This is a genomic window from Solwaraspora sp. WMMA2056 (assembly GCF_030345095.1).
Classification (GTDB): domain Bacteria; phylum Actinomycetota; class Actinomycetes; order Mycobacteriales; family Micromonosporaceae; genus Micromonospora_E.
Map to the genome: position 1 here is coordinate 1,979,712 of NZ_CP128360.1, position 24,205 is coordinate 2,003,916.

General features: G+C 72.8%; 22 protein-coding genes. 14 read left to right on the plus strand and 8 right to left on the minus strand.

Going from position 1 to position 24,205, the window contains the following annotated elements; genetic code table 11:
- The first annotated feature begins 9 nt into the window (after window positions 1-9).
- From O7608_RS09145 to manA, 8 genes are all read left to right on the plus strand, one after another.
- Window positions 10-414, plus strand: coding sequence for a hypothetical protein (locus O7608_RS09145; protein WP_289209526.1), 405 nt, complete (start codon window positions 10-12; stop codon window positions 412-414).
- Between the two features lie 384 nt (window positions 415-798).
- On the plus strand, window positions 799-3,111 hold the full coding sequence (locus O7608_RS09150) for a DUF8189 domain-containing protein (RefSeq protein ID WP_289209527.1): 2,313 nt from the start codon (window positions 799-801) through the stop codon (window positions 3,109-3,111).
- Between the two features lie 91 nt (window positions 3,112-3,202).
- Window positions 3,203-3,415 (plus strand): DUF397 domain-containing protein, encoded by a 213-nt coding sequence (locus O7608_RS09155; RefSeq protein ID WP_289209528.1) that lies wholly within the window; start codon window positions 3,203-3,205, stop codon window positions 3,413-3,415.
- A 73-nt stretch (window positions 3,416-3,488) separates the two neighbouring features.
- Entirely contained in the window at window positions 3,489-4,331 is an 843-nt protein-coding gene (locus O7608_RS09160; RefSeq protein WP_289209529.1) for a hypothetical protein, read from the plus strand.
- Between the two features lie 178 nt (window positions 4,332-4,509).
- The gene (locus tag O7608_RS09165; protein ID WP_289209530.1) at window positions 4,510-5,886 is read left to right on the plus strand and encodes a phosphomannomutase/phosphoglucomutase; all 1,377 of its coding nucleotides are present in this window, start codon (window positions 4,510-4,512) and stop codon (window positions 5,884-5,886) included.
- Between the two features lie 43 nt (window positions 5,887-5,929).
- On the plus strand, window positions 5,930-6,112 hold the full coding sequence (locus tag O7608_RS09170; RefSeq protein ID WP_289209531.1) for a Trm112 family protein: 183 nt from the start codon (window positions 5,930-5,932) through the stop codon (window positions 6,110-6,112).
- A complete protein-coding gene (locus O7608_RS09175; protein ID WP_289209532.1) occupies window positions 6,112-7,317 on the plus strand; it encodes an SIS domain-containing protein in 1,206 nt (401 codons plus the stop codon). The genes O7608_RS09170 and O7608_RS09175 overlap by 1 nt, the downstream gene beginning before the upstream one ends.
- Before the next feature lie 12 nt (window positions 7,318-7,329).
- On the plus strand, window positions 7,330-8,541 hold the full coding sequence (gene manA, locus O7608_RS09180; RefSeq protein ID WP_289209533.1) for a mannose-6-phosphate isomerase, class I: 1,212 nt from the start codon (window positions 7,330-7,332) through the stop codon (window positions 8,539-8,541).
- Between the two features lie 177 nt (window positions 8,542-8,718).
- On the opposite strand, the gene O7608_RS09185 is transcribed toward manA, so the two are convergent.
- Together O7608_RS09185 and O7608_RS09190 are read right to left on the minus strand one after the other, a co-directional pair.
- Entirely contained in the window at window positions 8,719-8,868 is a 150-nt protein-coding gene (locus O7608_RS09185; protein WP_289209534.1) for a hypothetical protein, read from the minus strand.
- Window positions 8,869-9,048: 180 nt separating this feature from the next.
- Window positions 9,049-10,173 carry an RDD family protein gene (locus tag O7608_RS09190; RefSeq protein WP_289209535.1) on the minus strand — a complete coding sequence of 375 codons (1,125 nt, stop codon included), beginning with the start codon at window positions 10,171-10,173 and terminating at the stop codon, window positions 9,049-9,051.
- A gap of 16 nt (window positions 10,174-10,189) precedes the next feature.
- Between O7608_RS09190 and O7608_RS09195 the strand changes: the two genes are divergently transcribed.
- Window positions 10,190-11,215: a stage II sporulation protein M gene (locus O7608_RS09195; protein WP_289209536.1), complete on the plus strand. Its 1,026-nt coding sequence runs from the start codon at window positions 10,190-10,192 to the stop codon at window positions 11,213-11,215.
- Here the strand turns inward: O7608_RS09195 and O7608_RS09200 are convergent.
- Genes O7608_RS09200 through O7608_RS09220 form a run of 5 tightly spaced genes read right to left on the minus strand, consistent with a single transcriptional unit; the run spans window position 11,188 to window position 16,528 of the window.
- Window positions 11,188-12,582: a DUF58 domain-containing protein gene (locus O7608_RS09200; RefSeq protein WP_502959190.1), complete on the minus strand. Its 1,395-nt coding sequence runs from the start codon at window positions 12,580-12,582 to the stop codon at window positions 11,188-11,190. The genes O7608_RS09195 and O7608_RS09200 overlap by 28 nt on opposite strands.
- 37 nt (window positions 12,583-12,619) lie before the next feature.
- Window positions 12,620-13,618: an AAA family ATPase gene (locus tag O7608_RS09205; RefSeq protein ID WP_289209537.1), complete on the minus strand. Its 999-nt coding sequence runs from the start codon at window positions 13,616-13,618 to the stop codon at window positions 12,620-12,622.
- On the minus strand, window positions 13,615-14,982 hold the full coding sequence (locus O7608_RS09210; RefSeq protein WP_289209538.1) for a DUF4350 domain-containing protein: 1,368 nt from the start codon (window positions 14,980-14,982) through the stop codon (window positions 13,615-13,617). The genes O7608_RS09205 and O7608_RS09210 overlap by 4 nt, the downstream gene beginning before the upstream one ends.
- Entirely contained in the window at window positions 14,979-15,698 is a 720-nt protein-coding gene (locus O7608_RS09215) for a DUF4129 domain-containing protein (RefSeq protein WP_289209539.1), read from the minus strand. The genes O7608_RS09210 and O7608_RS09215 overlap by 4 nt, the downstream gene beginning before the upstream one ends.
- Window positions 15,695-16,528 carry a hypothetical protein gene (locus O7608_RS09220; RefSeq protein ID WP_289209540.1) on the minus strand — a complete coding sequence of 278 codons (834 nt, stop codon included), beginning with the start codon at window positions 16,526-16,528 and terminating at the stop codon, window positions 15,695-15,697. Before O7608_RS09220 ends, O7608_RS09215 begins: the two co-directional genes overlap by 4 nt.
- A 188-nt stretch (window positions 16,529-16,716) precedes the next feature.
- Here O7608_RS09220 and mtrA point away from each other — a divergent pair, with 188 nt between their 5' ends.
- From mtrA to hpf, 5 genes are all read left to right on the plus strand, one after another.
- Window positions 16,717-17,406, plus strand: coding sequence for an MtrAB system response regulator MtrA (gene mtrA, locus O7608_RS09225; RefSeq protein WP_282223809.1), 690 nt, complete (start codon window positions 16,717-16,719; stop codon window positions 17,404-17,406).
- A 130-nt stretch (window positions 17,407-17,536) separates the two neighbouring features.
- Window positions 17,537-19,210, plus strand: a complete 1,674-nt coding sequence (gene mtrB / locus O7608_RS09230; protein ID WP_289210839.1) for an MtrAB system histidine kinase MtrB — start codon at window positions 17,537-17,539, stop codon at window positions 19,208-19,210.
- Window positions 19,207-21,069, plus strand: coding sequence for an LpqB family beta-propeller domain-containing protein (locus tag O7608_RS09235; protein ID WP_289209541.1), 1,863 nt, complete (start codon window positions 19,207-19,209; stop codon window positions 21,067-21,069). The genes mtrB and O7608_RS09235 overlap by 4 nt, the downstream gene beginning before the upstream one ends.
- A 50-nt stretch (window positions 21,070-21,119) precedes the next feature.
- A complete protein-coding gene (locus O7608_RS09240) occupies window positions 21,120-21,884 on the plus strand; it encodes a ComF family protein (protein ID WP_289209542.1) in 765 nt (254 codons plus the stop codon).
- Between the two features lie 267 nt (window positions 21,885-22,151).
- Window positions 22,152-22,841 (plus strand): ribosome hibernation-promoting factor, HPF/YfiA family, encoded by a 690-nt coding sequence (gene hpf, locus O7608_RS09245; RefSeq protein WP_289209543.1) that lies wholly within the window; start codon window positions 22,152-22,154, stop codon window positions 22,839-22,841.
- Between the two features lie 100 nt (window positions 22,842-22,941).
- On the opposite strand, the gene O7608_RS09250 is transcribed toward hpf, so the two are convergent.
- On the minus strand, window positions 22,942-24,069 hold the full coding sequence (locus tag O7608_RS09250) for a GNAT family N-acetyltransferase (protein ID WP_289209544.1): 1,128 nt from the start codon (window positions 24,067-24,069) through the stop codon (window positions 22,942-22,944).
- Window positions 24,070-24,205: the final 136 nt, after the last annotated feature.

Consider the following 24,205-nt stretch of genomic DNA (forward strand, 5'->3'; position numbering starts at 1 on the left):
GGTGGAGAAATGACTTCAGCGGACGACCTAGACTGGTTGGATGACCTTCCGAAAGAATGGGAGATGCCCCAAGAGTTGCGCGCGCCTACGGGAGTGCCTTTTGTCAACTTCGCCATTGTTGTTCTTTCGAGCGATAGAACATCGAATGCAATAGTGCTCGCTGTCGCCGAACTTCTCGCGGCGAAAGAGAGATTCAGCATCTGGTGCATGACAAAGGGCAAGGAGGCTCTGGGTGAACGTCGCCTCCTGGAATTTTCGTTAACCGCTAATGATCTCCTCAGGGAATGCTGGGAGGCGTGGTTAGAGTACAGTTTAGTTGAAGAGTGGAGTGCTGATCTTTATTCGAAAACAATCGCGACCTGGAATAGAGCAAAATCTCGCTTCGGTGAAATCGTGACTGAGGACCTAGGTTGAGGACCCGCGCCATCCGCATCCAGGCCGGCGCCCCCATCCTCGTCGCGGCCGACCCCCTGCCCGGCGACCTCCGCCACGCCCTTAAGGCCATCCGCGCACACCCAGGTGTGCACAAATTTGATAAGACTCGGGCTTCAGTCATCAGGATTGATCGTCCTCCTGGCGTTGCCGGCCCGGGGTCTTTAGGGTGCAGTTTATCTACAAGATCGGGGAGGTTTTTCAATGTGCACCGCACTGGGTCATAAATCGCGCATGCTCGGAAGTCTTGTCAGAGATCAACGTGTTGTCTCAGCTCAAGTCAGGACTAGCTCCAAGATCATTACTGGCATGCTGAAGATGTGCCAAGTGGCGGCGGGCCAGAGATTGTCTAGAATTGCGCGTTCGGTGGCGGCTGCGCTGCTGGTCGCGGCGGGGTTTGCCGTGGTGCAGCCCGGTGGGGCGGCGTACGCGGACGCGGCCGGCAAGGGCGGTGACTACGTCCCGTTCGCTACGGCGACCGCCCTGGTGGACACCCGCACCGGTCTCGGAGGTACCACCGGGACCCGACCGGCCGGGAGCACCACGACCTTCCAGGTGCTCGGGGCGGCCGGGGTGCCGGCCACCGGGGTCAGCGCGGTGATGCTCGACGTCACCGCCATCAGTCCGACCATCCGCACCCACCTGACGGTCTGGCCGGACGGCGAGGACCGCCCGGTGGTGTCGGTGGTCAACGCGGACGTGGGTCAGGTGCTGTCGAACTCGGCGATCGTCAAGGTCGGCTCGAACGGTCGGATCGCCGTCCACAACAACTCCGGCACCGTGCATGTCAGCATCGACGTGCAGGGCTACTTCACCAGCAGCGCCGGGGGCAGCGGTGGCGGCTTCGTGCCGACCGCCCACACCCGACTGGTCGACACCCGCGACGGGACCGGTACGTCGGTCGGTGCCATCGCGGCACAGAGCAACCGTACGTTCACCCTCACCGGTGGCGTCGTGCCGGCGGGGGCCACCAGCGTCGCCCTGGACGTCATCGTGGTGAACGCGGCCGTTCCTGGCTGGATCGCAGCGTTCCCGCCGGGCACCACCGGCACCCGCAGCCTGATGGACTTTCCCGCAGGCACCACCTCGCACGCGGGCACCGTAACCCTGTCCAGCAGCGGTGAGGTGACTTTCCGTAATCCGACCAGCAGCCCGCTGCATGTGGTGCTGAGTGCGCAGGGCTACTTCACCGGCAGTTCCAGCACCGGCGCGGGCCTGCGTACGCTGCCGGCGTCCCGGCTGCTCGACACCCGCAGCAACAGCGGGGCGGCGATTCCCGCCAACGGGGAGATCGACGTCCAGGTCGGTGGCACCAACGGTCTGCCGACCCGGGGCATCGCCGCAGCGGTGTTGAACCTGACGGCGATCAACCCCTCGTCGAACGGGTACCTGCGGGTCTGGCCGTTGGACGGCACCCAGCCGACGCCGTCGGTGCTGAACTATTCCTCCACCCAGATCGCGCGGGGGAGCCTGGCGTTCACCCAGGTCGGCACGGAGGGGAAGGTGCGGATCCGCAACTACAGCAGCGGCACCGTGCATCTGACGGTCGACCTGCAGGCATGGTTCGCCGACCCGATGCAGCCTCTGGATGTGCCGCCGTACTCGAAGACGGTGGTGCAGCAGCTGACGCCGACCGGGACGGGCCTCGGCTCCGTCGAGTACGGCTACGTCGACAACCTCGGCAGTGTCCGGATCGGCCGGCAGGACAACGTCGACGACTACAACTCGGTGGAGTGGACGACCATCTCCGGGCTGGAGGCGTTCGTCGGCCCGGTGACGCTCAGTCAGGGGTCGGACGGCCGGGCACAGGTGGTCGCCCAGCACACCGACAGCAACGTCTGGTCGCGCACCCAGGCCGAGCCGAACCAGTCAGGCTGGTCGCCATGGGCGCAGCTCGGCGGCTCGATGGCGGCACCGCCGACGGCGGCGACGGTCGCGGACGGCACCCAGGTGATCTTCGCGGTGGGCGACGACGGCCGACTCTGGCACTACCGGCAGGCCGGCACCAACCCGGCGTGGCGCAGCCTCGGCCCGGCCGAGCTGACCGGGTCGGTGACGGTCGTGCCGGCCCAGAACGGGCTGCGGCTGCTCGCCTCGGCGTCGGACGGCTCGGTCAGGACTGCCGTCTACAGCAACGACGGCGTGCTGTCCGGCTGGACCACTGTGGGCACCGGGGTGACGCTGGGGGCGATCGCCGCCGTGGTCAACCCGGGCTACCGTACGCGGGTCGTGGTCCGCGCCGATGACGGTACGGTCGTCGAGAAGCTGCAGGAGGCCAACGGCACCTGGCCGGCCAACTGGTCGCCGGTCGGCTCGTTCAGCACGGCCGGGACGCCGGCGGTGATCCTGGACCCGGCACTGGGGCGGACCGTCATCGTCGCCCGGGGCGTCGACAACGAGATCTACCGGGTGTTCGAGACCGGGCCCGGCACCGGCGTGTGGGGGACCTGGGCGATGATCAGCGACTACGGCTCCGATCCGGCGGCGACCGACCCGACGGTGGCGCCGGTGACGAACTCGAACGGTCAGACCTTCGTCGTCGTGTTCCGCGGCATCAACCAGGCCACCAAGGTCTACGAGCGGCAGAGCATCGCCGGGATCGGCCGAGGCGAGGCGGGCGGGTCGGCGACGTCGCAGCTGACGTTCGACGCCCACACCCTGCCCGCACCGCCGGACTGACCCGAGACCCCAAGCAACACCGCACACCGTTGCCCGTGCCCGGGAGATCCTGGGCACGGGCAACGTCCGCGTCGCTGACAAGGAGCACCACATGTCCACAGCAGATTTCGTCGGGGCGGGCTGGCACAAGAGCAGCCACAGCGGCGGCAACGGCAGCTGCGTCGAGGTCGCCGTCGTCGGCGGGTTCGTCGGCGTACGGGATTCCAAGGACCCGGCCAGCCCGGTGCTCGCCTTCACCGCGACGGACTTCGGGCGGTTCGTCGCCGACGTCCGAGGTGGCGCGCTGCGCGGACCGGCCGCGTAGCGGTCGCGCGGTAGCCTGTCGCGCGACGGCGTCGCAGGCGCGGGTGCCGGCGACGCGGGAGGTGAGGCGGGACATGGCGGTACGGCGTACAGCGGCCCAGGTCGCGATGGTGCTCCTGCTGAGCGCCGGCACAGTGCTGCCCGTCGCAGCCCCGGCGTACGCGCAGGACGACCAGGTGCGGGTCCAGCTCGGCCTGCCCGGCAGGTTCACCGTCGGCGAGAAGGCCGCCGGGGTGACGGTGAAGGTCTCCAAGCGCTCCGACGGGTGCGTGTCGCTGCGTACCGGCCTGGCGATCCGGCTGCCCGGCGCAACCGTCGACCAGGTCGCCGTGCAGGCACGGATCGACGACGACTGGGTGCCGGTGCCGATCGCCGACAACGGCGACGGGCTGCTGGTCACCGACCGGACCGCCCCGGAGAATGACGAGTTGTGCAAGGGCAAGAGCCGGTCGGTGCGCTACCAGGTGGCGTTGCGGGCCGGCACCCCGGCCGGCACGGTGAACGTGGTCGCCGAGGCGTACACCGCCGGTGGTGACCTGCTCAACCGTACGGCCGGGTCGAAGAAGGCCACCGGCCGGCTCGCCGGCAGCTACGCGCCGGCCCCGCCGTCGCCGACCGGGGAGCCGACCCCGGAGCCGACCGAGGTGCCGGCGGCGGTGAGTCCGAGCCCGCCGCCGGTCGCCGCCCCGGTGGACCCGGACCTGGTCGCCGCCGCCGGGTCCGGCGGTGATCCTGGTCAGGGGCCCGGGATCGGCGTCGGGGTGCTCGCCGTCGGCCTGGGCATGGTCGCGGTCGGGGTGGCGCTGCTGGTGCTGCTGGTACGCCGGGGGCGCGGTGGTCGACCCGCGACGCCTGGTGCCGACGGTACGGACGCCGCCGGCTCGGCGACGATGCTGCTGCCCCGCATTCAGCGCTGACCTGCCCCGACTTCAGCGCTGACCTGCGACGATCCGGTCACTCAGCGGCGTGGCCGGCCGGATGGAGGATGAACATCGCGCGGCCGGAGGGTGGCCCGACCGCCTTGACCACAGCGGCCGGACGCTGCTCCGTTACCCTCACCTGTGTTGGCAACCGGCGCGGCTGAGGAGCGAGACCTTGTCTGACTTGTCCAAAATCGTCAAGGCCTACGACGTCCGTGGCACCACTCCCGACCAGTTGAACGAAACGGTGGCCCGAGCCCTCGGCACCGCGTTCGTGCAGGTGCTCAAGGAGTTGGGCGACAAGGCCGACCGGATCGTCATCGCCCACGACATGCGCGAGTCGTCCCCGCCGCTGGCCGCCGCTTTCGCCGCCGGGGCCAACGCCGCCGGGGCCGATGTGCTGCACGCCGGCCTGGCCTCCACCGACCTGCTCTACTACGCCTCCGGCGCGTTGGAGCTGCCCGGTGCGATGTTCACCGCCAGTCACAACCCGGCCCAGTACAACGGGATCAAGATGTGCCGCTCCGGGGCGGCACCTATCGGCCAGGACTCCGGGCTGACCGACATCCGCGACCGCGCCCAGGCGTTGCTCGACAGTGGTGAGACACCGTCCGGTGCGGAGCAGGTGGAGCGGCGTGAGCTGCTCGCCGACTACGCCGCGCATCTGCGTACCCTGGTCGACCTGTCCGGGATCCGGCCGCTGAAGGTGGTCGTCGACGCCGGCAACGGGATGGGCGGCTACACGGTGCCCGCCGTCCTGGGTGACACGGTGCTGCCGGCGCTGCCGCTGGACATCGTGCCGATGTACTTCGAGCTGGACGGCTCGTTCCCCAACCACGAGGCGAACCCGCTCGACCCGAAGAACATCGTCGACCTGCAGGCGGCGGTCCGGGAGCACGGCGCCGACCTGGGTCTGGCGTTCGACGGCGACGCCGACCGCTGCTTCGTCGTCGACGAGCGCGGCGAGCCGGTCTCGCCGTCGGCGATCACCGCCCTGGTCGCCACCCGGGAGCTGGCCAAGCACCCCGGCGAGACGGTCATCCACAACCTGATCACCTCCAGCGCGGTGGCCGAGATCGTCCGGGAGAACGGCGGGGAGCCGGTCCGGGCCCGGGTCGGGCACTCGTTCATCAAGGCGGAGATGGCCCGGACCAACGCGGTCTTCGGCGGCGAGCACTCGGCGCACTACTACTTCCGGGACTTCTGGTTCGCCGACACCGGGATGCTGGCCGCGATGCACATGCTGGCCGCGCTCGGCGAGCAGGACAAGCCGCTGTCCGAGCTGGCCCACTCCTACGAGCGGTACGTCGCCTCCGGCGAGATCAACTCGACGGTCACCGACCAGCAGGCGAAGCTCGCCGAGGTCAAGGCCGCGTACGCCGACGCCGACCTCGACGAGCTGGACGGACTGACCGTCAGCTTCGACGACGGTTCCTGGATCAACCTGCGGGCCTCGAACACCGAGCCGTTGCTGCGGCTCAACGTCGAGGCGCCGACCACCGAGCGGATGGTGCAACTGCGCGACGGCGTACTGGCGCTGGTCCGCGGCTAGGATCATCTTCGGGTTCACCCCGCGACGTGGAAGGAGCCACCCGATGGCCCTGGATTCGCAGCTACTGGAGATCCTGGCCTGCCCGGACACGCATCACACACCGTTGACCTACGATGCCGACGCGCAGACCCTCACCTGCCCGGAGTGCACCCGGATCTTCGAGGTGCGTGACGGCATTCCGGTGCTGATGCTGGACGAGGCCCGGATGCCGGGCGAGGCGTCCTGATGGCGCTGCCGATCGACGGGACGTCCGGGGTGGTGGGCCAGCGGGTCGCCGACGAGGCGCTGCTCGACGACGTCGACGCGCTGGGCCTCGCCGACCCGGGCGGGATGCTGCGGTTCACCGCCTCGGCCGGCGCGCAGGTACGCGAGTCGGCGGCGTTGGCCGCCGAGGCCAACCTCGGGGTACTCAGCGACGAGGGGCGGCCCCGGGCGGTGGTGATCGCCGGGATCGGCACCGCCGGTCGTACTGGTGACGTGCTGGCCACGGTGGCCGGCCCGCGCTGCCCCGTACCGGTGATCCCGCACCGCAGCGCCGGCGTGCCCGGCTGGGTCGGTGCGGCCGACGTGGTGATCGCGGTCAGCGCCTCCGGGCGCAGCCCGGAAGCGCTCGGCGCGGCGCAGGCCGCCGCCCGGCGCGGAGCCCGGCTGGTCGCCGTCGGTGCCCCCGACTCACAGTTGCAGTCGGTCGCCGAAGGGGTCCGCGCGCCGTTCATCCCGGTGCCGCGTCGGGCTCCGGCCCGGGCCAGCCTCTGGGCGTTGACCGTGCCGGTGCTGCTGGCGGCGCGGGCGCTCGGCCTGGTGAAGGTGAACGAGGCGGACCTGGCGGAGACCGCCTCCCGGCTCGACGCCGACGCCGAGCGGTGCCGGCCGGCGGCGGAGTCGTTCGTCAACCCGGCGAAGGCGCTCGCGCTCGGGCTGGCCGGTTCGGTGCCGATCGTCTGGGGCTCGTCGCCGGTGGCGTCGGTCGCCGCCCGCCGGTTCGGTGACTCGCTGTCGACGAACGCCCGCTATCCGGTGGTCACCGGCGCGCTCGGCGAGGCCGGCCGGGGCCGGGTCGGCCTGCTCGACGGGGTCTTCGGGGGTCTCGGCGAGTCCAGCCGTGACATCTTCGCCGACCCGGACGAGGCCGAGGAGCCGCCGACCCGGTTGCGGCTGGTGCTGCTGCGCGACGGCGGGCTGAACCCGGAGGACGACGCCGACGAGCCGCTGGCCGTGGAGGAGCGGCGGGCCGAGGCGGTGCAGACCCTCGCCGACCGCCGTGGGGTGCGCTGCGACGTGTTGACCGCCGAGGGCGGGTCGGCGTTGGAGCGGCTCGCCTCGCTGATCGCGGTGCCGGACTTCGCCTCGGTGTACCTGGCGCTGGCCCACCACCTGGATCCGATGGCGGTTCCGGCGGTGACCGAGATGAAGGAACTCTCCACCACCTGAGGCAGGGCCGTCGTGGAACTGTTGACCAGCCAGATCCGGGACTACGCCTGGGGGTCGCGGGAGGTCATCGCCCAGTTGCAGGGCCGGCCGTCCCCGTCGCCGGGGCCGGAGGCGGAGCTGTGGCTGGGCGCCCACCCGGCAGCACCGTCCACTGTCGAGCGGGGCGGGGTGCCGGTCAGCCTGGCGGAGCTGATCGACCAGGATCCGCAGGGCTGGCTGGGCGGGTCGACCGCCGCCCGGTTCGACGGCCGGTTGCCGTACCTGATGAAGGTCCTCGCCGCGCGGACGCCGCTGTCGCTGCAGGCCCACCCGGACGCGGCGCGGGCCCGGCAGCGGTACGCCGCCGAGCGGTCCGGTGGCGCCGAGGGCGGGGTGCGCAACTACGTCGATCCGTACCACAAGCCGGAGCTGCTGGTCGCGATCAGCGCGTTCGACGCACTCTGTGGCTTCCGGGACCCGGCGCGGTCCGCGCAGGCGCTGGCGGCGCTGCGCCTCGACGCCCTGGAACCGGTGGTCAAGTCGCTGCGGACCGGCACCGTCGGGCTGCCGGAAGCGATCGAGACGCTGCTCGGCTGGCCGGCGGACGACCGGGCGGCGCTGGTGTCGGCGGCGGTGGCGGCGGTCGACGGCCTGCCGGCCCGGTACGCCGCCGACGGTGCGCTGCTGACCGACCTGGCCACGCACTACCCCGCCGACCCGGGAGTGCTGGTCGCGTTGCTGCTCAACCAGGTGCGGCTGGCCCCTGGCGAGGCGGTCTGGATGCCGGCCGGCAACCTGCACGCCTACCTGCGCGGCGCCGGGATCGAGATCATGGCCGCCAGTGACAACGTGCTGCGCGGCGGGCTGACCCCCAAGCGGGTCGACGTCGCCGAGCTGCTGCGGGTGTTGCGCTTCGACGTGCTCGACGAGCCGGTGGTACGGCCCCGGTCGGTCGCCCCCGGGGTGATCACCTGGCCGGTGCCGGCGGCCGAGTTCAGCCTGCACCGGGTGGTGCTCGACGCCGACGTGTCACAGGCGACGGTAGCGGCGGGCGGCCCCCGGGTGGTGCTCTGCCTCACCGGCGCGGTCACCGTTGACGACGGGGTCGCGGCGGTCGCCGTACCGCCGGGGCGGGCTGCGGTCGGGCCGGCCCGACCGGGGTCGCTGACGATCTCGGGTGCGGGTGAGGCGTTCGTCGCATCGGTGAACCTGCCGGGACATGTACGCGGGGCGGCCGCCTGGTGAGCGTCCGCTCCGCTCACCTGCAGCCGCCCCGCGCATCCCCCCGGTTTGGTTCCCCCGCGCGTCAGCGTGACGTTGTCGTGACGCGACGTAGTCGTAGATTTGCAGTGCGTAGCCAGACTGTCAAGCTAATCCGGAAATTACCGACTCGCGGCGTGTCGCGGTCCGGCCCTGAATCGGCTACGACGGGCGGCGTCCCGGGCGTACCCAGGTCCAGATGCAGTAGACCAGCCAGCCCAATGCCAGCGCAGTGGCCAACGGGCGTTGCCCGACCGCGTTCAGGCCGATGACCAGGAGCAGCACGACCAGCCAGGGGATGAATGCCTTCACCGCACCGATGCTGCCACACCACACCGGCATTCCACCCTGGCCCGTTACGTCACCTTCCGTGACGGCACCCCACCGGGATACCTGTCCGAACGATATACCTCAGAGGAATAATTATTCCTCTGAGGAATACTGCTCTACCGCAGTACCGTGCCCGCCAGGTGCCGCCCGGCCCCGGATCCGTCAGGTGCCGTCCGGCCCCGGACCCGTCGGCTCCCGCACCGGCGCGCGGCGCAGCGTGCTGGCGACCGGCGGCCGCCGTACCCCGGTCCAGTCCGGTTGTTCGCTGGTCGGTCCCATCCACGGCGGCCGGGGCCAGTTGCCCCGTGGCCACTGCGCCGCGTCACGCTGCGTCGGCACCACCGCACCGGCCGGCACCGCAGTACCCGCCGGATCCGGCGCGCGGACCGGATCGGCCCAGGACGGTGGCGCCGCCGGCCGCAGCGCGCCGGTCCGCGCCGGGCTGAGCCCCGCCAACTCCGGCCAGAGCGCGGCGGTCGCCGCCCGGCCACGCACCAGCCGCTGCCCGGACCGGCGGTGCCGCTCGGCCAGGACCGCCGCCAGGTACGCCCACCCCGGCACCCCGGGCGGCGGCGGGGGAGTGGTCACCGCGGCGACGTCCGCCGCGACCAGCCGCACCAGCTCCGAGCGGGCCGGCTCGGCGAACCCGTGCCCCCTGGTCAGCAGGTGCCGCACCGACAGCGCGAGCTCGTCGTCGAGCCGGGTCAGGTCGAGGGTACGGGCCCAGCCGGCCAACGCCGACGGCATCCCCGGCACCCAGCCCCACGACGCCGGAGCCCGGTCGTGGACCACGATCGTCCCGGCGGCCAGATCCCCGAGCCGTTTGCCCTGACTGTTCGACATCAGCGTCACCAGGCTCGCCAGCCAGGTCAGCGGCGGCAGCAGCAACCCCGGCCACTCGGCGGCCACCCCGACCAGGTTGCGGGTCAGCGCGTGCCGGAACTGCGGCGGGCCACCGTCGTCGCGGACCACCCGGATCCCGACCGCCCGCTTGCCGACCGTACGGCCGTTTCCGAGGGTTTCGCACAGCACCGGGTAGCCGACCAGAACCAGGACCGCGCCCACGGTCAGCACCGCCTGCCCGAGCGCGTCGTCCACCTCGACCGACGACGGCAGCGACGCCAGCCCCACCCCGGCCACCACCGCCAGCAGCAGCGCGATCAGCACCTGGACCAGTAGATCCACCAGCAGCGCCAGGATCCGGGAACCGGCCCGGGCCAGCCGTACCTCGACCTCGACGGCCTCACCGCCGACCAGCCTGGTCCCCCCGGATGCGTGCGCACTCACCCTGCCAGTGAACACTATGGGACGGGAGGTGGCCGTGGACCTCGACGCGTACGTGGCCGAGCACGAGCCGCAGTGGCGGCGGCTCGAGCAGCTGACCCGTGGCCGGCAGCTCACCGTCGCCGAGGTCGACGAACTGGTGGCGCTGTATCAACGTACCGCCACCCACCTGTCGGTGGTCCGCAGCCGCTCGCCCGACCCGGCGCTGGTCGCCCGGCTCACCACCCTGGTGCTGGCCGCCCGGTCCCGGCTGACGACCGGCCCCCGGTCCAGCTGGCGCGCTCTCGGCCAGTTCGTCGCCACCGGGTTCCCACAGGCGGTGCTCCGGGCGGCCCCGTGGTGGGGTGCGGTCGCGGTGGCGTTCTGCGCACTCACCGGATTCCTGATGTGGTGGGTCGCCGGGAACCCCGACAGCGCCCGGGCGCTGATCGGCGACCGGGCCGCGGCGGAACTCGCCGAATCGAGCTTCGCCGGCTACTACACCCGGTACGCGGCCCCCAACTTCGCCGCCCAGCTGTCGACGCACAACGCCTGGCTGGCCGCACAGTGCCTGGCCGCCGGGATCCTGGTGGTCCCGGTGCTCTACCTGCTGTGGGTGAACGCCCTCAACATCGGCGTCACCGGCGGCGTGATGATCTCCTACGACCGCGCGGACGTCTTCTTCGGCCTGATCACCCCGCACGGGCTGCTGGAGCTCACCGGCGTGTTCGTCGCCGCCGGGGTCGGGCTGCGCATCGGCGGTGCCTGGCTCGCCCCGCCGGCCGGGGCGAGCCGCAGCCGGGCCGTCGCCGACGCGGGGCTCTCCGGCGTCGGGGTGGCCCTCGGGCTGGTGCCGGTCTTCGCCGTCGCCGCGCTGATCGAGGCCTTCGTGACGCCGGCCCCGCTGCCGACCTGGCTGCGGGTCGCCGTCGGCGCGACCGCCTGGCTGGCCTTCCTCGGCTACGTGCTGGTACGCGGCACCCGCCGGGGCGCGGACCGCTCCGGCGGCGGGCCGGCCGACCGGTCGACCGACCGGGCTCAGAGCCGGCCGAGCAACTTCAGCTGAAGGTAGAGGTCGGCCAGACGGCCGGCGAAGGTCGGCGCCGAGGCGTCCAGCACCGCCACCCCGTACCGGCGCAGCACCGCACTCACCCGGGCCCGCTCGGTGACGGTCCGGGTCGCCGCGGCGGCCAGGTAGGCGTCGGCGACCCTGTGCACCGGTGCGTCCACCGTCGCCGGCAACGTCGGATCCCCGATGCCGGCGACCACGACCTGATGGCGGGCGGCCAGCCGGGGCAGCACCGGCAGCAGTCCGTCGCCGAGCGCGCCGGGCTCCAGCGCGGTGCAGAGCACCACCAGGCACCGTCGGGACTCCCGCCGCAGGATCTCCCCGACGACCAGTTCGTAGTCCGTCTCCACCAGCGCCGGTTGCAGCCCGGCCAGGGTCTGGACCAGTCGGGGCAGCAGCGCCTGCCGGCTCACGCCCCAGATCGCCGCCCGGACCTTCGCATCCGCCGCCATCAGGTCGAACCGGTCGCCGGCCCGGTTCGCCAGGGTCGCCAGCAGCAGCGCGGCGTCGATCGCGACGTCGAGTCGGGGCTGGTCACCGATCAGGGCCGCCGAGGTCCGCCCGGTGTCCAGCACGAACATCACCCGGCGGTCCCGCTCCGGGCGCCAGGTCCGGACCAGGACGTCGGACCGGCGGGCGCTGGCCCGCCAGTCGATCGACCGTACGTCGTCGCCGACGACGTACTCCCGAAGGTTGTCGAACTCGGTGCCCTGGCCACGGCCCCGGGTGGCCCGGATCCCGTCGATCACCCGCAGCCGGGCCAGCTTCTCGGCGAGCAGCCGGCGTGCGTCGAAGCGCGGCAGCACCCGTACGGTCCACTGCGGAGTGGGCGGGTGCCCGCGTCGTTGCCGGAAGGCCAGCCCGAGCGGGCCGGCCGACCGGACGGTCACCTCGACGGCGGACCGGTCGCCGTGCCGGGTCGGGGTGAGCCTGGCAGGTAGCGCCGCGACCGCACCCGGTGCCAGCCGTACCCGCCAGACCGGTCCGCTGCCGTCGCCGCCGACGGCCGTCACGGCGTCGGCGTCGGCGTCGGCGCTGTCCGGGCCGGCCTTGACCGCGGCACCGACCGGGTCCGCGACGGCGCCGGCGGACGGGACCCAGGTGTCGCGGACCTGCGCCCGCACCCGCCGCCGGGAGCCGTTGCGCAACCGCACCGTCACCGTCGCCGACGTGCCGAACCAGACGGTCCGGTCGCCGTCGCGGCCAAGTTCGAGCCGGCTCAGCGGGGCGGCCAACGCCACGTCCAGCACGGTCAGGGCGGCCACCGACGTGGTGATCACCAGCAGGCCCCACCAGGGGGCGGGCCACCAGGGCAGGGTCGTCGCGCCGACGCCGAGCAGCGCCGCCGCCCGCCAGGTCACCATCGCGACCAGCCGGACGCCGGCGGCGGTGCCGACCCGCTCACCGGGGCGTCGCGACGGTGCCGAGCACCGAGTCGAGTACGCCGTCGGCGGTGACGCCTTCCAGTTCCGCTTCCGGCCGCAGCCGGATCCGGTGCCGCAGGGTGGCCCGGGTCACCGCCTTCACGTCGTCGGGCGTCACGTAGTCGCGCCCGGCCAGCCACCCCCACGCCTTGGCGGTGTTGAGCAACGCGGTCGAGCCACGCGGCGAGGCCCCGAGCTCCAGCGCCGGCGCCGTGCGGGTCGCCCGGCACAGGTCCACGATGTATCCGAAGACCCCCTCGCTGACCTGCACCTGCCGGACGGCGTGCCGGGCCGCCGCCAGATCGGCGGCCCCGGCGACCGGGCGGATCCCGGCGGCGGCCAGGTCACCCGGGTCGAAGCCGGCGTGGTGCGCGCGCAGCACCCCCAGCTCGTCGTCCCGGTTCGGCAGCGGTACGGCCAGCTTCAGCAGGAACCGGTCGAGCTGGGCCTCCGGCAACGGGTAGGTGCCCTCGTACTCGACGGGGTTCTGGGTGGCGGCCACGATGAACGGCGCCGGCAGCGGCCGGCGGACCCCTTCCACCGACACCTGGTGCTCCTCCATCACCTCCAGCAGCGCCGACTGGGTCTTCGGCGGCGTGCGGTTGATCTCGTCGGCGAGCAGCAGATTCGTGAAGACCGGCCCCTCCCGGAAGGTGAAGGCCGCCGTACGCGGGTCGAAGATGAGTGATCCGGTGACGTCGCCGGGCATCAGGTCCGGGGTGAACTGCAGCCGCTTGGCGTCCAGGTCCAGGGCGGCGGCGACGGCCCGTACCAGCAGCGTCTTGGCGACCCCGGGCACCCCCTCGAGCAGGACGTGCCCCCGGCAGAGCAGCGCGATGACCAGGCCGGTGACCACCGCGTCCTGCCCGACGACGGCCTTGGCCACCTCGGCGCACAGCCGGCGCAGCGCGGCCCGCGCGGCGTCACTGTCGGTGGTCAGAACGTCGACCGGACCGACCGCACTGGGTTGGCTCACCGGGGCTCTCCTTCGATCGCGGATGGGGACCGGGGTGCCGGGGCAGTCGGCCCGGCTGTCGGGTGGACCGGCCCGGCGAGGTCGTCCGGTAGGGCCGCCAGCCGCCGGGTCAGCTCCAGCAGCTCGCCGTCGGTCGTCGGCGCCGGGCCGTACAGCAGGGCGTCGACCTGCGCGGCCGACGCCGGGGTCCGGGCAGCGACCGCCGCCACGATCTCCGCCGGCCGGGGTCGGTCCGGCAGGTCCAGCAACGCGACGACGCGGTCCAACGCGGCGGTACGCAGGATACCGGCCGTGGCGGCGCGGTCCCGGGACCGCCGGTAGAGCTGCCCCCGCCCCAGCAGGGTCTCCGCTGCCGGCACCGTCACCGGCAACGGCTCGGCCACCACCGGGCCGAACCGGCGGGCCCGCCACAGCACCAGTACCAGCGCGGCAAGGACGAGCTGGGCGAGCAACGCCCAGAACCACGGCGGGAAGGCACCCCACAGGGGATTGTCCGACGGCGCGGTGGCGTCGGGGGCCGGAAACTGTCGCCCGGCTGCCGGCGTGGCGCTCGCGCTGGGGCTGGAACCCGGATCCTCCGGCGGCAGGTAGACCGGCGGCTGCGGCGCCGCGTCGCGGGTCGGCGGCGGCGCGTCCGGCCGGGCCAGATCCAGCCAGACCACCTGCGGCCTGGTGCCCAGCAGCCCGGCGGCGAACGTCGCGTTGCGGTGCTCGCCGAACCGGTCGTTGCGGAACGGGTCGTTCGCGCCGGCCACCACCAGCTCCACCTGACCCCAGGCCAGCCGGGCCACGGCGGCGTCGAAGCACAGGTCGAACCGGGTCGGGTCGACCCCGGACGGGGCGGTGTAACGCTGCCGTACCGTCGCCGCCGGTCCCGCGTCGGCCACCTCGGGCACCACGCAGCGTCGCCCGTCGACGCCCGGTCCCGCCGCCCGCGCGGCCCACCGCCGGCCGGCGGTGTCGACCGGCAACGGGCTGCCGCGCAGCAGCCGGGCCGGCGGGTCGACCAGCAGCACCCGGGTGCCGGCCGGCAGCCGGGTCAGGACCTGCAGATAGTCGGGGTGCACCAGGGTCGGCGCGGGGACGAACAGGGTGCTCGGGTTGGCCTGGGCGGCCCGCAGCGCGTCGACGGTCCCGCTGGCCGGGAGCACGGTGACACCGTCGTCGCGCAGTGCGGCGGCCAGCTCGCTGCCGCCGTGCGGGCCGACGTTGGTCGGGGACAGGAAACCTGGCCGGGTCGGGTCCGGGTGCGTCCGGTGGTACGCCACCGCCGTACCGGCGAACAGGCCGCCGACCAGCACGAACGGGACGACGAGCCGCAGCCAGCGCCACCGGGCGGCGGTGCCGCTGCCGGTACGGGTCATCGGTGCGCCCCCGGCGTGGTCGGGCCGAGGGCGGCACGCAGCTGGTCGGCGAGTTCCCGCATCCGTTGGTCGTGCCCGGCCCGCGCCGGGCGCCTGCCGTACCAGACCTCGCTGAAGATTCCGCTGGCCTCGGCCAACGCCGGGTGGGCCGCCGGTGCCGCCTGCCCGGCCGCGTCGGCGAGTTCGGTGACCGTCCAGCCGGGTCGGTCGGCGACCACGCCGTGCTGGGCGACGTCGCGGATCATCGTCCGCAGCCGTTCCCGGACCGCCTCGGCGTACCGACCCTGGGCGGCGAACCGGTCGGCGAGCCCGTCCGGCGGGCCGTCCGGCGGGTGCGGCCGCGCCGGTGCGACCGGGCCGGCGGACACGGTCGCCGACCGGCGGCGCCGACGCGGGTCGAGCCTGGCCAGCCAGCGGCGGACGGCCCGGACGGTCAGCCGCCGGTACGCGGCGGCGACGGCACGGCCGGCGCGGACCCCGAACGCCGCCAACCGGCGTACCGGGGCCGACGCCGCCGACCAGCTGAACCGGCGCAGCCAGGCCCACGGATGCAGCCGGCCGGGCCGCCGCCGGGGCCGCCAGGCCGGCCAGCTGAACCAGCCGGCACCGAGGATGGCGGCACCGGCCACCAGCAGCAGCGCGGCCAGCGGCAGTGGCAGTACGTCGCCGACGGCGGCCACCCGTTCGGTCCACCAGCGGCTCAGCGACGCGCTCACGTACCGACCGCCAACGGTGGTGCGGGCCGGTCACGGACGGCGGCGGTGCGGCGCAGGGCGATGTCGAGCCCTTCGGTGCGCATCCTGGTCTCCACGTGCAGTACGGCGTCGAGGCAGGCCAGGGTCGGGTAGACCAGCGCGTTGATCATGGTCCAGCCGGCCACCGTCGCCGCCAGCAACCACGGCGATCCGGGGTCGACCAGGTTCAGCGCGGCCAGTCCGAGTCCGGCGCGGATCGCGAACCAGATCAGGTAGCCGAGGATCCGGATCAGTCCGGCGCGCAGCCCGGCCCGGCAGGCCAGTACCGACGAGCGGGCCAGCGTCTGCCACACCGGGAGCCGGTCCAGGACGAGCGCGGGTACGGCGAGACCGAGGATCGCGTACGCCACGAACCAGACCGGCCCGGCCAGCGCGGCGGTGAACATGACCGTACCGGCGGCCCCGGCGACCAGGACGACCCCGGCGAACCGGCCGCCACGTGGATCGAGCAACCGACGTACGGGTAGCCGCCGGCCGAGCAGTGCCGCCCCGGCGGCGCGGGAGGTGAGCCCACCGAGCAGCGCGATGATCGTCACCTCGACGGCGGCCCCGGCGGCCAGCAACAGCCAGTAGTGCCCGAACCGGTGCCACGTCGGCAGGTACGCCGGCGGCGTCGCGCCGGCGGCCTCCCGCAGCGGCAGCAGCAGTAGTTGCTCGGCCAGGGCCAGCAGCGCGCCGGCGGCCAGCAGCACCGGTGCGTGACCGCGCAGCAGACCGACCGCGGCGTCGAGCACCTCGCCCGTGGTGAGCGGGCGCAGCGGCAGCACGTCGGACGGGCCGGCCTGATTCACCCGGGACTCCTGGTGACGAGGTGGTTGACCGTGATGCACGGGGCGTCAGCGTCCCATCGTGGCACGTTGGCCGCGACCCGCCACGGCAGGGCGGGCGACCGCCGTAAATGTCGGGAGCGCGGCCGCCTGGGCGGTTCGTCGGCGGTGGCGGTCCCCCGCCGGTGGAGGCGGGATGGAATATTGGTCACATGAGAGCCCGCGTGCTGGTTGTCGACGACGATCCCGCCCTGGCGGAGATGATGGGTATCGTGCTGCGCAGCGAGGGCTTCCTGCCGTCGTTCGTTGCCGACGGGGAGCGGGCGCTCGCCGCGTTCCGGGAGAACCGGCCGGACATCGTGCTGCTCGACCTGATGCTGCCCGGGATGAGCGGGATCGACGTGTGCCGGGCGATCCGCTCCGAGTCCGGCATCCCGATCGTGATGCTGACCGCCAAGAGCGACACCGTGGACGTCGTACTCGGCCTGGAGTCCGGTGCCGACGACTACGTGGTGAAGCCGTTCAAGCCCAAGGAGTTGGTGGCCCGGATGCGGGCCCGGTTGCGGCGCGGCGAGGACGTCGCCCCTGAGCTGCTGACCATCGGACCACCGGGCAACCAGATCACCATCGACGTGCCGGCGCACACGGTCAGCCGCGACGGTGAGGAGGTCAAGCTGACCCCGCTGGAGTTCGACCTGCTGGTCGCGCTGGCCCGCAAGCCGCGCCAGGTCTTCACCCGGGAGGTGCTGCTGGAGCAGGTCTGGGGCTACCGGCACGCGGCGGACACCCGGCTGGTGAACGTGCACGTGCAGCGCCTGCGGGCCAAGATCGAGCCGGATCCGGAACGACCCGAAATCATCCTCACCGTTCGGGGCGTGGGCTACAAGGCGGGCACCGGCTAGCCTGGGTCGCACTGTGGCTGGCCGACTCCGTACCGCATCCGACCTGCTCTCCCGCGTCACCGGTGCCCTGCGCCCGGCGCGGGAGCTGGCGGCCGCCCGGATCCGGCTGGTCGTGGTGGCGGCCAACCGGATGTGGCGTCGGTCACTGCAGCTGCGGGTGGTCACCATCACCCTGGTCGCCTCCGGGCTGCTGGTCGGCGGCTTCGCCTACATGGTCGCCTCGCAGAGCACCAACATCCTGCTCGACCGGGCCCGCGAGGACGTCCAGCGCCGGCTGGAACACGGCCGGGACTACGCCGCCGAGCAGATGAGCGTGCATCCGCAGTACTTCGATCCGCAGCTGCGGGTCACCTTCGAACAGATCGTCGGCACCCTCGCCGGCGGCGACCCCGACCAGCGGGGCGGGGTGGTGGTCGTGATGACCGCGAGCAGCTACCCGCTGATCTCCTCGGCGATCTCTCCGGCGGTGGACGCCAGCGGCATGATCACCCCGGAGCTGGCCGAGCAGGTCGGCTCCGGTGCCCAGGCGCAGCAGATCCGCACGGGTGACCTGGGCGAAGGGCGGGCGAAGTACCTCGTCTACGGGTCACCGGTGCCGACCAAGTTCGGCCAGGTGGAGCTCTACTATCTCGCGCCGTTGACCACCCAGGACCAGGCCGCCAACCAGATCCGGACCACCGTGCTGATCACCGGGCTCGCGCTGGTCATGCTCCTCGGGCTGCTCGCGGCCCTGGTCACCCGGCTGGTGGTGACCCCGGTACGGGTGGCCGCCCGCACCGCGCAGCGGCTCTCCGCCGGCCTGCTGGACCAGCGGATGGTGGTCGACGGCGAGGACGACCTCGCCCTGCTGGCGGCGTCGTTCAACCAGATGGCGACGAACCTGCAACGGCAGATCACCCGCCTGGAGGAGATGTCGCGGCTGCAACGTCGGTTCACCTCCGACGTGTCGCACGAGCTGCGGACCCCGCTGACCACCGTACGGATGGCAGCCGACCTGATGTTCGCCGAGCGGGACGGGTTCGACCCGGCGGTGGCCCGCAGCGCCGAACTGCTGCAGACCGAGCTGGACCGGTTCGAGAACCTGCTCACCGACCTGCTGGAGATCAGCCGGTTCGACGCCGGATTCGCGGTGCTCGACGTCGAGCCGACCGATCTGGTCCCGGTGGTACGCCGGGTGGTCGACCGCCTCGACGGGTTGGCCGAGCGGTTGGGGGTCCGCGTCGAGCTGCGACTGCCGGACACCCCGGTGATCGCCGAGGTCGATCCGCGGCGGGTGGAACGGGTGCTGCGCAACCTGCTCGGCAACGCGGTCGAGCACGGTGAGGGCCGCCCGGTGGTGGTGACGCTGGGCATGGACGACGCCGCCGTCGCGGTGACCGTCCGCGACCACGGGGTGGGGCTGCGCCCAGGGGAGGAGAAGTTGGTGTTCAACCGCTTCTGGCGGGCCGACCCGTCGCGTGCCCGGCAGACCGGTGGGACGGGTCTCGGTCTGTCGATCAGCGTGGAGGACGCCCGGTTGCACGGTGGTTGGCTGGAGGCCTGGGGCGCGCCGGGCCAGGGGGCGCAGTTCCGGCTCACCCTGCCGGCGCGGGCCGGGGACCGGCTCCGGTCCGCCCCGTTGCGGCTGGTGCCGACCGACCGGGGCGCGGTGCCGGAACAGGCCACGACGCCGGCCGACGACACATCAGACGCGGCCGACGGCGGGCGCGTCGCCGGCGACGGTTCAGGAGCGGTCGACGACGAGCCGGGCCGGGGCGTGGTGACGCCCACCGGCGGGGTGACCGGGGCGGGGGCACCGTCATGAGACATCGCTGGCGCAGCCGCCTGCTGGCGACCCCGCTACTGGCCGTCCCGGTGGTGGCGGCGGTGCTGCTCGCCGGGTGCGGCATCCCCGAGTACACCGAGGTCCGCGTCGACGGGCAGGGCCCGGCACCCGGGCTGCCGACCGGCAGCGGCGGGACCCAGACACCGGCCTCGCGGCTCGACGAACGCAACAACACCGAGTCGTTCGTGGAGAACTTCCTGCAGGCACCCGCCGTCGAGGCGGAACGGGCGGTCGAGCAGGTCCGGGAGTTCGTCGCTCCGGTGCACCGCGACGACATCCGTGTCCCGAACCCGGAGGTCGTGCTGACCGTGGTGCGGCTGCGGGAACGCCCGCAGATCACCCGGGCGGAGGCCGGTGTCGAGGAGGTGGCGCTCACCGTCCAGCAGGTGGGGCTGCTGCGTCCCAACGGTGCCCTGGAACCGCTGCCGGCCCAGGAGCCCGAGTTCACCGAGTACACCTTCCGGGTCGGCTCGGTCGTCGGGGAGCAGGGCAAGTTCATCTTCGACCCACCGTCGGTGCTGCTGCTCAGCGAGGACGCGCTGAAGTCCTTCTACCTGCAGCGCACCATCTACTTCTGGGACACCAGCCAACGGGCCCTGGTGCCGGACCTGCGGTACCTGCCGGCGGCGGTGCCGGCGGAGCGACGTCGCACCGTCCTGTTGGAGGCGCTGATCAGCGGCCCGTCGAACTGGCTCGCCTCGGCGGTGCAGGCGCTACCGAGCGGGCTGCGCGCCGGCGGCAACGTCCCGGACACCGGCGACCAGCTCAAGGTGACCCTGGTCGCCGACGCCGCCGCGTCGACCGACGAACGCCAGCTCGACCGGCTCGCCGCCCAGCTGATGTGGTCGCTGGGGCAGGGGAACTTCAGCAACGACCTGGAGCTGACGATCCAGGGTCAGAACCCGAAGGTCTTCCGGGGTGCGGATCTGCGCGCGATGAACGCCAGTGAGGCGTTGGCGGAGACGCCCGAACGGTTCGCCGTCTACCAGGGCGAGGTGCACCGGCTGAGCAGCTCGGCGCGCAGCGGCGAGCCGGTCCCGGTGCTCACCGAGGAGGTCAACCGTGACGTCGTCGCCGCTGGTTTCACCCGGGCCGGCGGCGGCACCTACGCGGCGCTGGTGGTCCGCAGCGGCGACGGGCAGCGTCTGGTGACCGGCGCGGCGACCGGCGCCGGCACCAGCTTCGACACCAGCACCCGGGCGTTCGGCGCCATCGGCCGGCCGGTGTGGCTGAAGACACCTGGCGACGTCGGGCTGATCGTCGCCGACGGCGGCCTGTACTCGTTCCGGGTGGGCACCGGTGCGGTCGAACCGGTCACGATCCCCGGCGTCGACGGTGCGGTGCAGTCGGTGGGTGTGGCGCCGGACGGGCATCGGATCGCCCTGGTCGTCGGCGGGCAGCTCTACGTGGCCGCGCTCGGCCGCGACGACAAGGTCGAGGTGCTGCCACCGCGTGCGGTGCCCACCTCGTTGTCCGAGATCACCCAGGTCGACTGGGTGGCGGAGACGCTGGTGGTGGTGGCCGGCACCAACCCGGACGGTCGGGTGACCCTCTACGACGTGACGGTCGACGGGGCGATCGAGACGCGGTCCCTGCGGGACCTCGGTGGGGCGAGCGTGACGCACCTGGCCGGCTATCCGGCCAACCCGGCCAATCAGGTCCCCGGTGCGCCGGCCAGTGTCGGTGCCCGGATGTACGTGGCCAACGGCATCCCGTACGACATTTTCGAACCGAGCGAACAGATCCGGCTGGAGGAGGTGGAGGGGGTGGATCTGGCGGCCGCCGCCGAATCCGGGACCGACGACGTGGCCCCCAGCGCACCGTTCTTCCTGTACTGATGCACCTCTTCCTGTACTGATGCACACTGCCAACCGATGGGACCGTGCGCGTGCCGGGCGATGTCTGGGCCTACCTGGTGGGCGACGTCTGGGCCTCTCTGGTGGATCTGGTGCTGCCGACCCGGTGCGCCGGCTGCGGGTCGACAGCGGCGGCCCGGGCCGCCGCCGAGGTCCGGGTGCGGCTGCGGTACGGGGTGTGCGACGACTGCGTCGCCCAGGTCCTGCGGCTGCGCCCCCGGTCGGTGCGGCCGACCCCGGCCCCGCCCGGGCTGCCTGACTGCGTGGCCCTCGGCGAGTACGCCGGGGTGCTGCGGGAACTGCTGTTGGCGTACAAGGAACGGGGCCGGCACCGGCTCGCCCGGCCGTTGGGTCGGCTGCTGGCTGCGGCGGTGGCCGCCACCGCCGCCGACCGGACCCGCCCGGTGCTGCTCGTCGCGGTGCCGTCGACCGCTGCGGCCGTGCGGGCCCGGCACGGCGACCACCTGCGGCGGATCACCCGGTACGCGGTCGCCGCGCTGCGCGCCGACGGGTGGCGGGTGTCGGTGGCCCGGCCGTTGCGGGCGTTGCCCCGACCGGACTCGGCGGGGTTGGACAGCGCCGGCCGGCTGGCGTCGGCCCGCGCCGGTTTCCGGCACCGGCGGGTCGGACTTGACACGCGTCGACCGCCGGACCCGCGACGCTGTGTGATCGTGGTGGACGACATCGTCACGACGGGTTCGACATTGGCCGCTGTCGACCGGCTGCTCACCGCGCAAGGGCTGGCTCCGTACGCCGCCGTGGTGCTCGCCGCGACACGGCGCCGTTACTCGCAGTAATCGCTTGTGGTCACGGGTCTTGGGCACTGTTCGCGATGTGGAAAACTTCGCGCTCCGGTCTTCCCGGAACTGATGACGTTGCGCCGTCGGCGCGTTAGCGTGTGCCTATCAGGGGTATGACAGGTGGTTGAACAGCCACCGCTGGTGTCCCGGAGGGAGGTGCGAAACCTGACCCGACCGGTTGATGCCCGGCCCGCTGTGGCACCTGGACCGGTCGGCGATTCCCCACCAGTTACCGGTCGTCTGATCGTATTCAGGAGGTCACGCGTGGACATCGTGGTGAAAGGCCGAAACGTCGAGGTTCCCGAGCACTACCGGGTGCATGTCGCCGAGAAGTTGGCCAAGGTCGAACGGTACGACCACAAGTTGATGCGCGTCGACGTCGAGTTGTTCCACGAGCGCAACCCCCGGCAGTCCGGCAACTGCCAACGGGTCGAGCTCACCTGCGTTTCGCGCGGCCCGGTCATTCGTGCCGAGGCCTGCGCCAAGGATTTCTACAGCGCGCTCGACGCCGCCATCAGCAAGTTGGACACCCGGCTGCGCCGGGCCGCCGACCGCCGCCGGGTGCACCGGGGTCGACACGCCCCGGTGTCGGTCGCCGAGGCGACCGCCGGGCTGCCCACCGCCGGGCTGAACGGCTTCGCCCCGCTGCCGCCGGCTCAGCCGACCGAGGAACCCGCCGCTTCGGTGGCCGTGCTAGACCGCCCCGGCCCCGACACCACCCACGATGAGCACGACGCCTACGACGCCTACGACGACCAGCCGTGGCACATCGTCCGGGAAAAGGAACACCCGGGCGACCCGATGACGGTCGACGACGCGCTTTTCCAGATGGAACTGGTCGGTCACGACTTCTACCTGTTCCTGGACAAGGAATCGGGCCGGCCGAGCGTGGTCTACCGCCGTAAGGGCTACGACTACGGCGTCATGGCGTTGGCCGAGCCGACCACGACCTGACGCGCCCAGCCAACTGACCTGACGCAACTGACCTGACACACCCGACCAACTGATCCGTGTCCCGCCCGGTGCCGGGGTACCGGCACCGGGCGGACCGTGCTCACGGCTGGCTCTCGGCCAGCCACTGCGGCAGCAGGGCGTACTGGACGTCGTCGACCCGGGTGCCGTCCGGACCGGGAAGCCGGCCGCGCAGCACCGCCTCCCGGCGGAACCCGGCCCGTTCCAGGACCCGCTGCGAGGCGACGTTGCCCGGTGCCGCGCCGGCGATCAGCCGGGCGATCGTGGTGTGGTCGAACGCCCACCGGGCGACCAGCCGGACCGCCCGCGTGGTGTAGCCGCGACCGCGCCACCGGGGCAGCAGCGAGTAGCCGATCATCGCCTGCCCGGTCTGCGGCTCCTGGTGGTAGAGGCCGAGCCGGCCGGCCGGCTCACCGGTCGCCGCGTCGCTGATCACCAGGTCGGCCCGGTGTCCGGCGAGCCATCTGCTGCCGGCCAGGGCGCACTGCGTCGCCACGTCGGCCCGGGTCGGCACCACCGACGGGACGCTGGTGGCGACCACGTCCGGCAAGGTCTGCAGGGCGTAGGTGAACTCGGTGTCGGCGGCCACCAGCGGCTGCAGCCGCACCACCTCGTCGGTCAGCGCGCCACCGGGCAGGTCGGGCAGCAGGCGTGGGGTCGGGCCGGGCGGGTCGTCGGCCAGCCGGGCCCAGACCACGAGATCGTCCCGAGGTGCACCGCCGGTGGGCCCGAGCGCCGCGCCCCGGCGTATCCCCTCGCGGGTGAAGCCGGCGGCCAGCGCGATCCGCTGACTCGCGACGTTCTCGCCGTCGGTGAGCAGCTCCACCCGGTCGAATCCGTTGGTGAGAGCGTGTCGGGTGGCGGCGACGGTGGCGGCGGTGGCGAGCCCGCGTCCGCGCCAGCGGGGCACCATCCAGTAGCCGACCTCGATCTGGCGGCGCTCCGGCACGGCCCGGCTCAGCCCGACGCAGCCGTACAGCTGATCTGTGGCCGGGTCGGCGATCGCCCAGGCGGCGCCGCCGGCGGCCCACGCCCCGGTCGAGCCTTCGGTGATCCAGTGCATCGCCTCGGCGACGGTGTACGGCTGCGGCATGCCGGGGACGAACCGCTGGGTGAGCGGGTCGTCGCAGGCCTGTGCGACGGCGGGGGCGTCGTCGGGCAGGAACATCCGCAGCCGGACGCCGCCTTCGGTGATCTCGACGGGTTCCACCGGCCCATCCTGGCCCAGCTTTCGCGCAGGGCGAAACGGTTATGCCGGCCGGCCTGGCCGGCATGGTCCGGTTTGTCGCTCTTTCCGTGCAGAGAAGCCGGCTGCGACTGCCGTCAGCCCGACTGGTGCGCCTACG

Excerpts from the sequence above, each read along its gene's own strand:
- O7608_RS09145 (WP_289209526.1), top strand. The coding sequence starts at position 10 with ATGACTTCAGCGGACGACCTAGACTGGTTGGATGACCTTCCGAAAGAA.
- O7608_RS09155 (WP_289209528.1), top strand. The coding sequence starts at position 3,203 with ATGTCCACAGCAGATTTCGTCGGGGCGGGCTGGCACAAGAGCAGCCAC.
- O7608_RS09160 (WP_289209529.1), top strand. The coding sequence starts at position 3,489 with ATGGCGGTACGGCGTACAGCGGCCCAGGTCGCGATGGTGCTCCTGCTG.
- O7608_RS09170 (WP_289209531.1), top strand. The coding sequence starts at position 5,930 with ATGGCCCTGGATTCGCAGCTACTGGAGATCCTGGCCTGCCCGGACACG.
- O7608_RS09175 (WP_289209532.1), top strand. The coding sequence starts at position 6,112 with ATGGCGCTGCCGATCGACGGGACGTCCGGGGTGGTGGGCCAGCGGGTC.
- O7608_RS09195 (WP_289209536.1), top strand. The coding sequence starts at position 10,190 with ATGGGACGGGAGGTGGCCGTGGACCTCGACGCGTACGTGGCCGAGCAC.
- O7608_RS09200 (WP_502959190.1), bottom strand. The coding sequence starts at position 12,582 with ATGGTGACCTGGCGGGCGGCGGCGCTGCTCGGCGTCGGCGCGACGACC.
- O7608_RS09210 (WP_289209538.1), bottom strand. The coding sequence starts at position 14,982 with ATGACCCGTACCGGCAGCGGCACCGCCGCCCGGTGGCGCTGGCTGCGG.
- mtrA (WP_282223809.1), top strand. The coding sequence starts at position 16,717 with ATGAGAGCCCGCGTGCTGGTTGTCGACGACGATCCCGCCCTGGCGGAG.
- mtrB (WP_289210839.1), top strand. The coding sequence starts at position 17,537 with ATGTGGCGTCGGTCACTGCAGCTGCGGGTGGTCACCATCACCCTGGTC.
- O7608_RS09235 (WP_289209541.1), top strand. The coding sequence starts at position 19,207 with ATGAGACATCGCTGGCGCAGCCGCCTGCTGGCGACCCCGCTACTGGCC.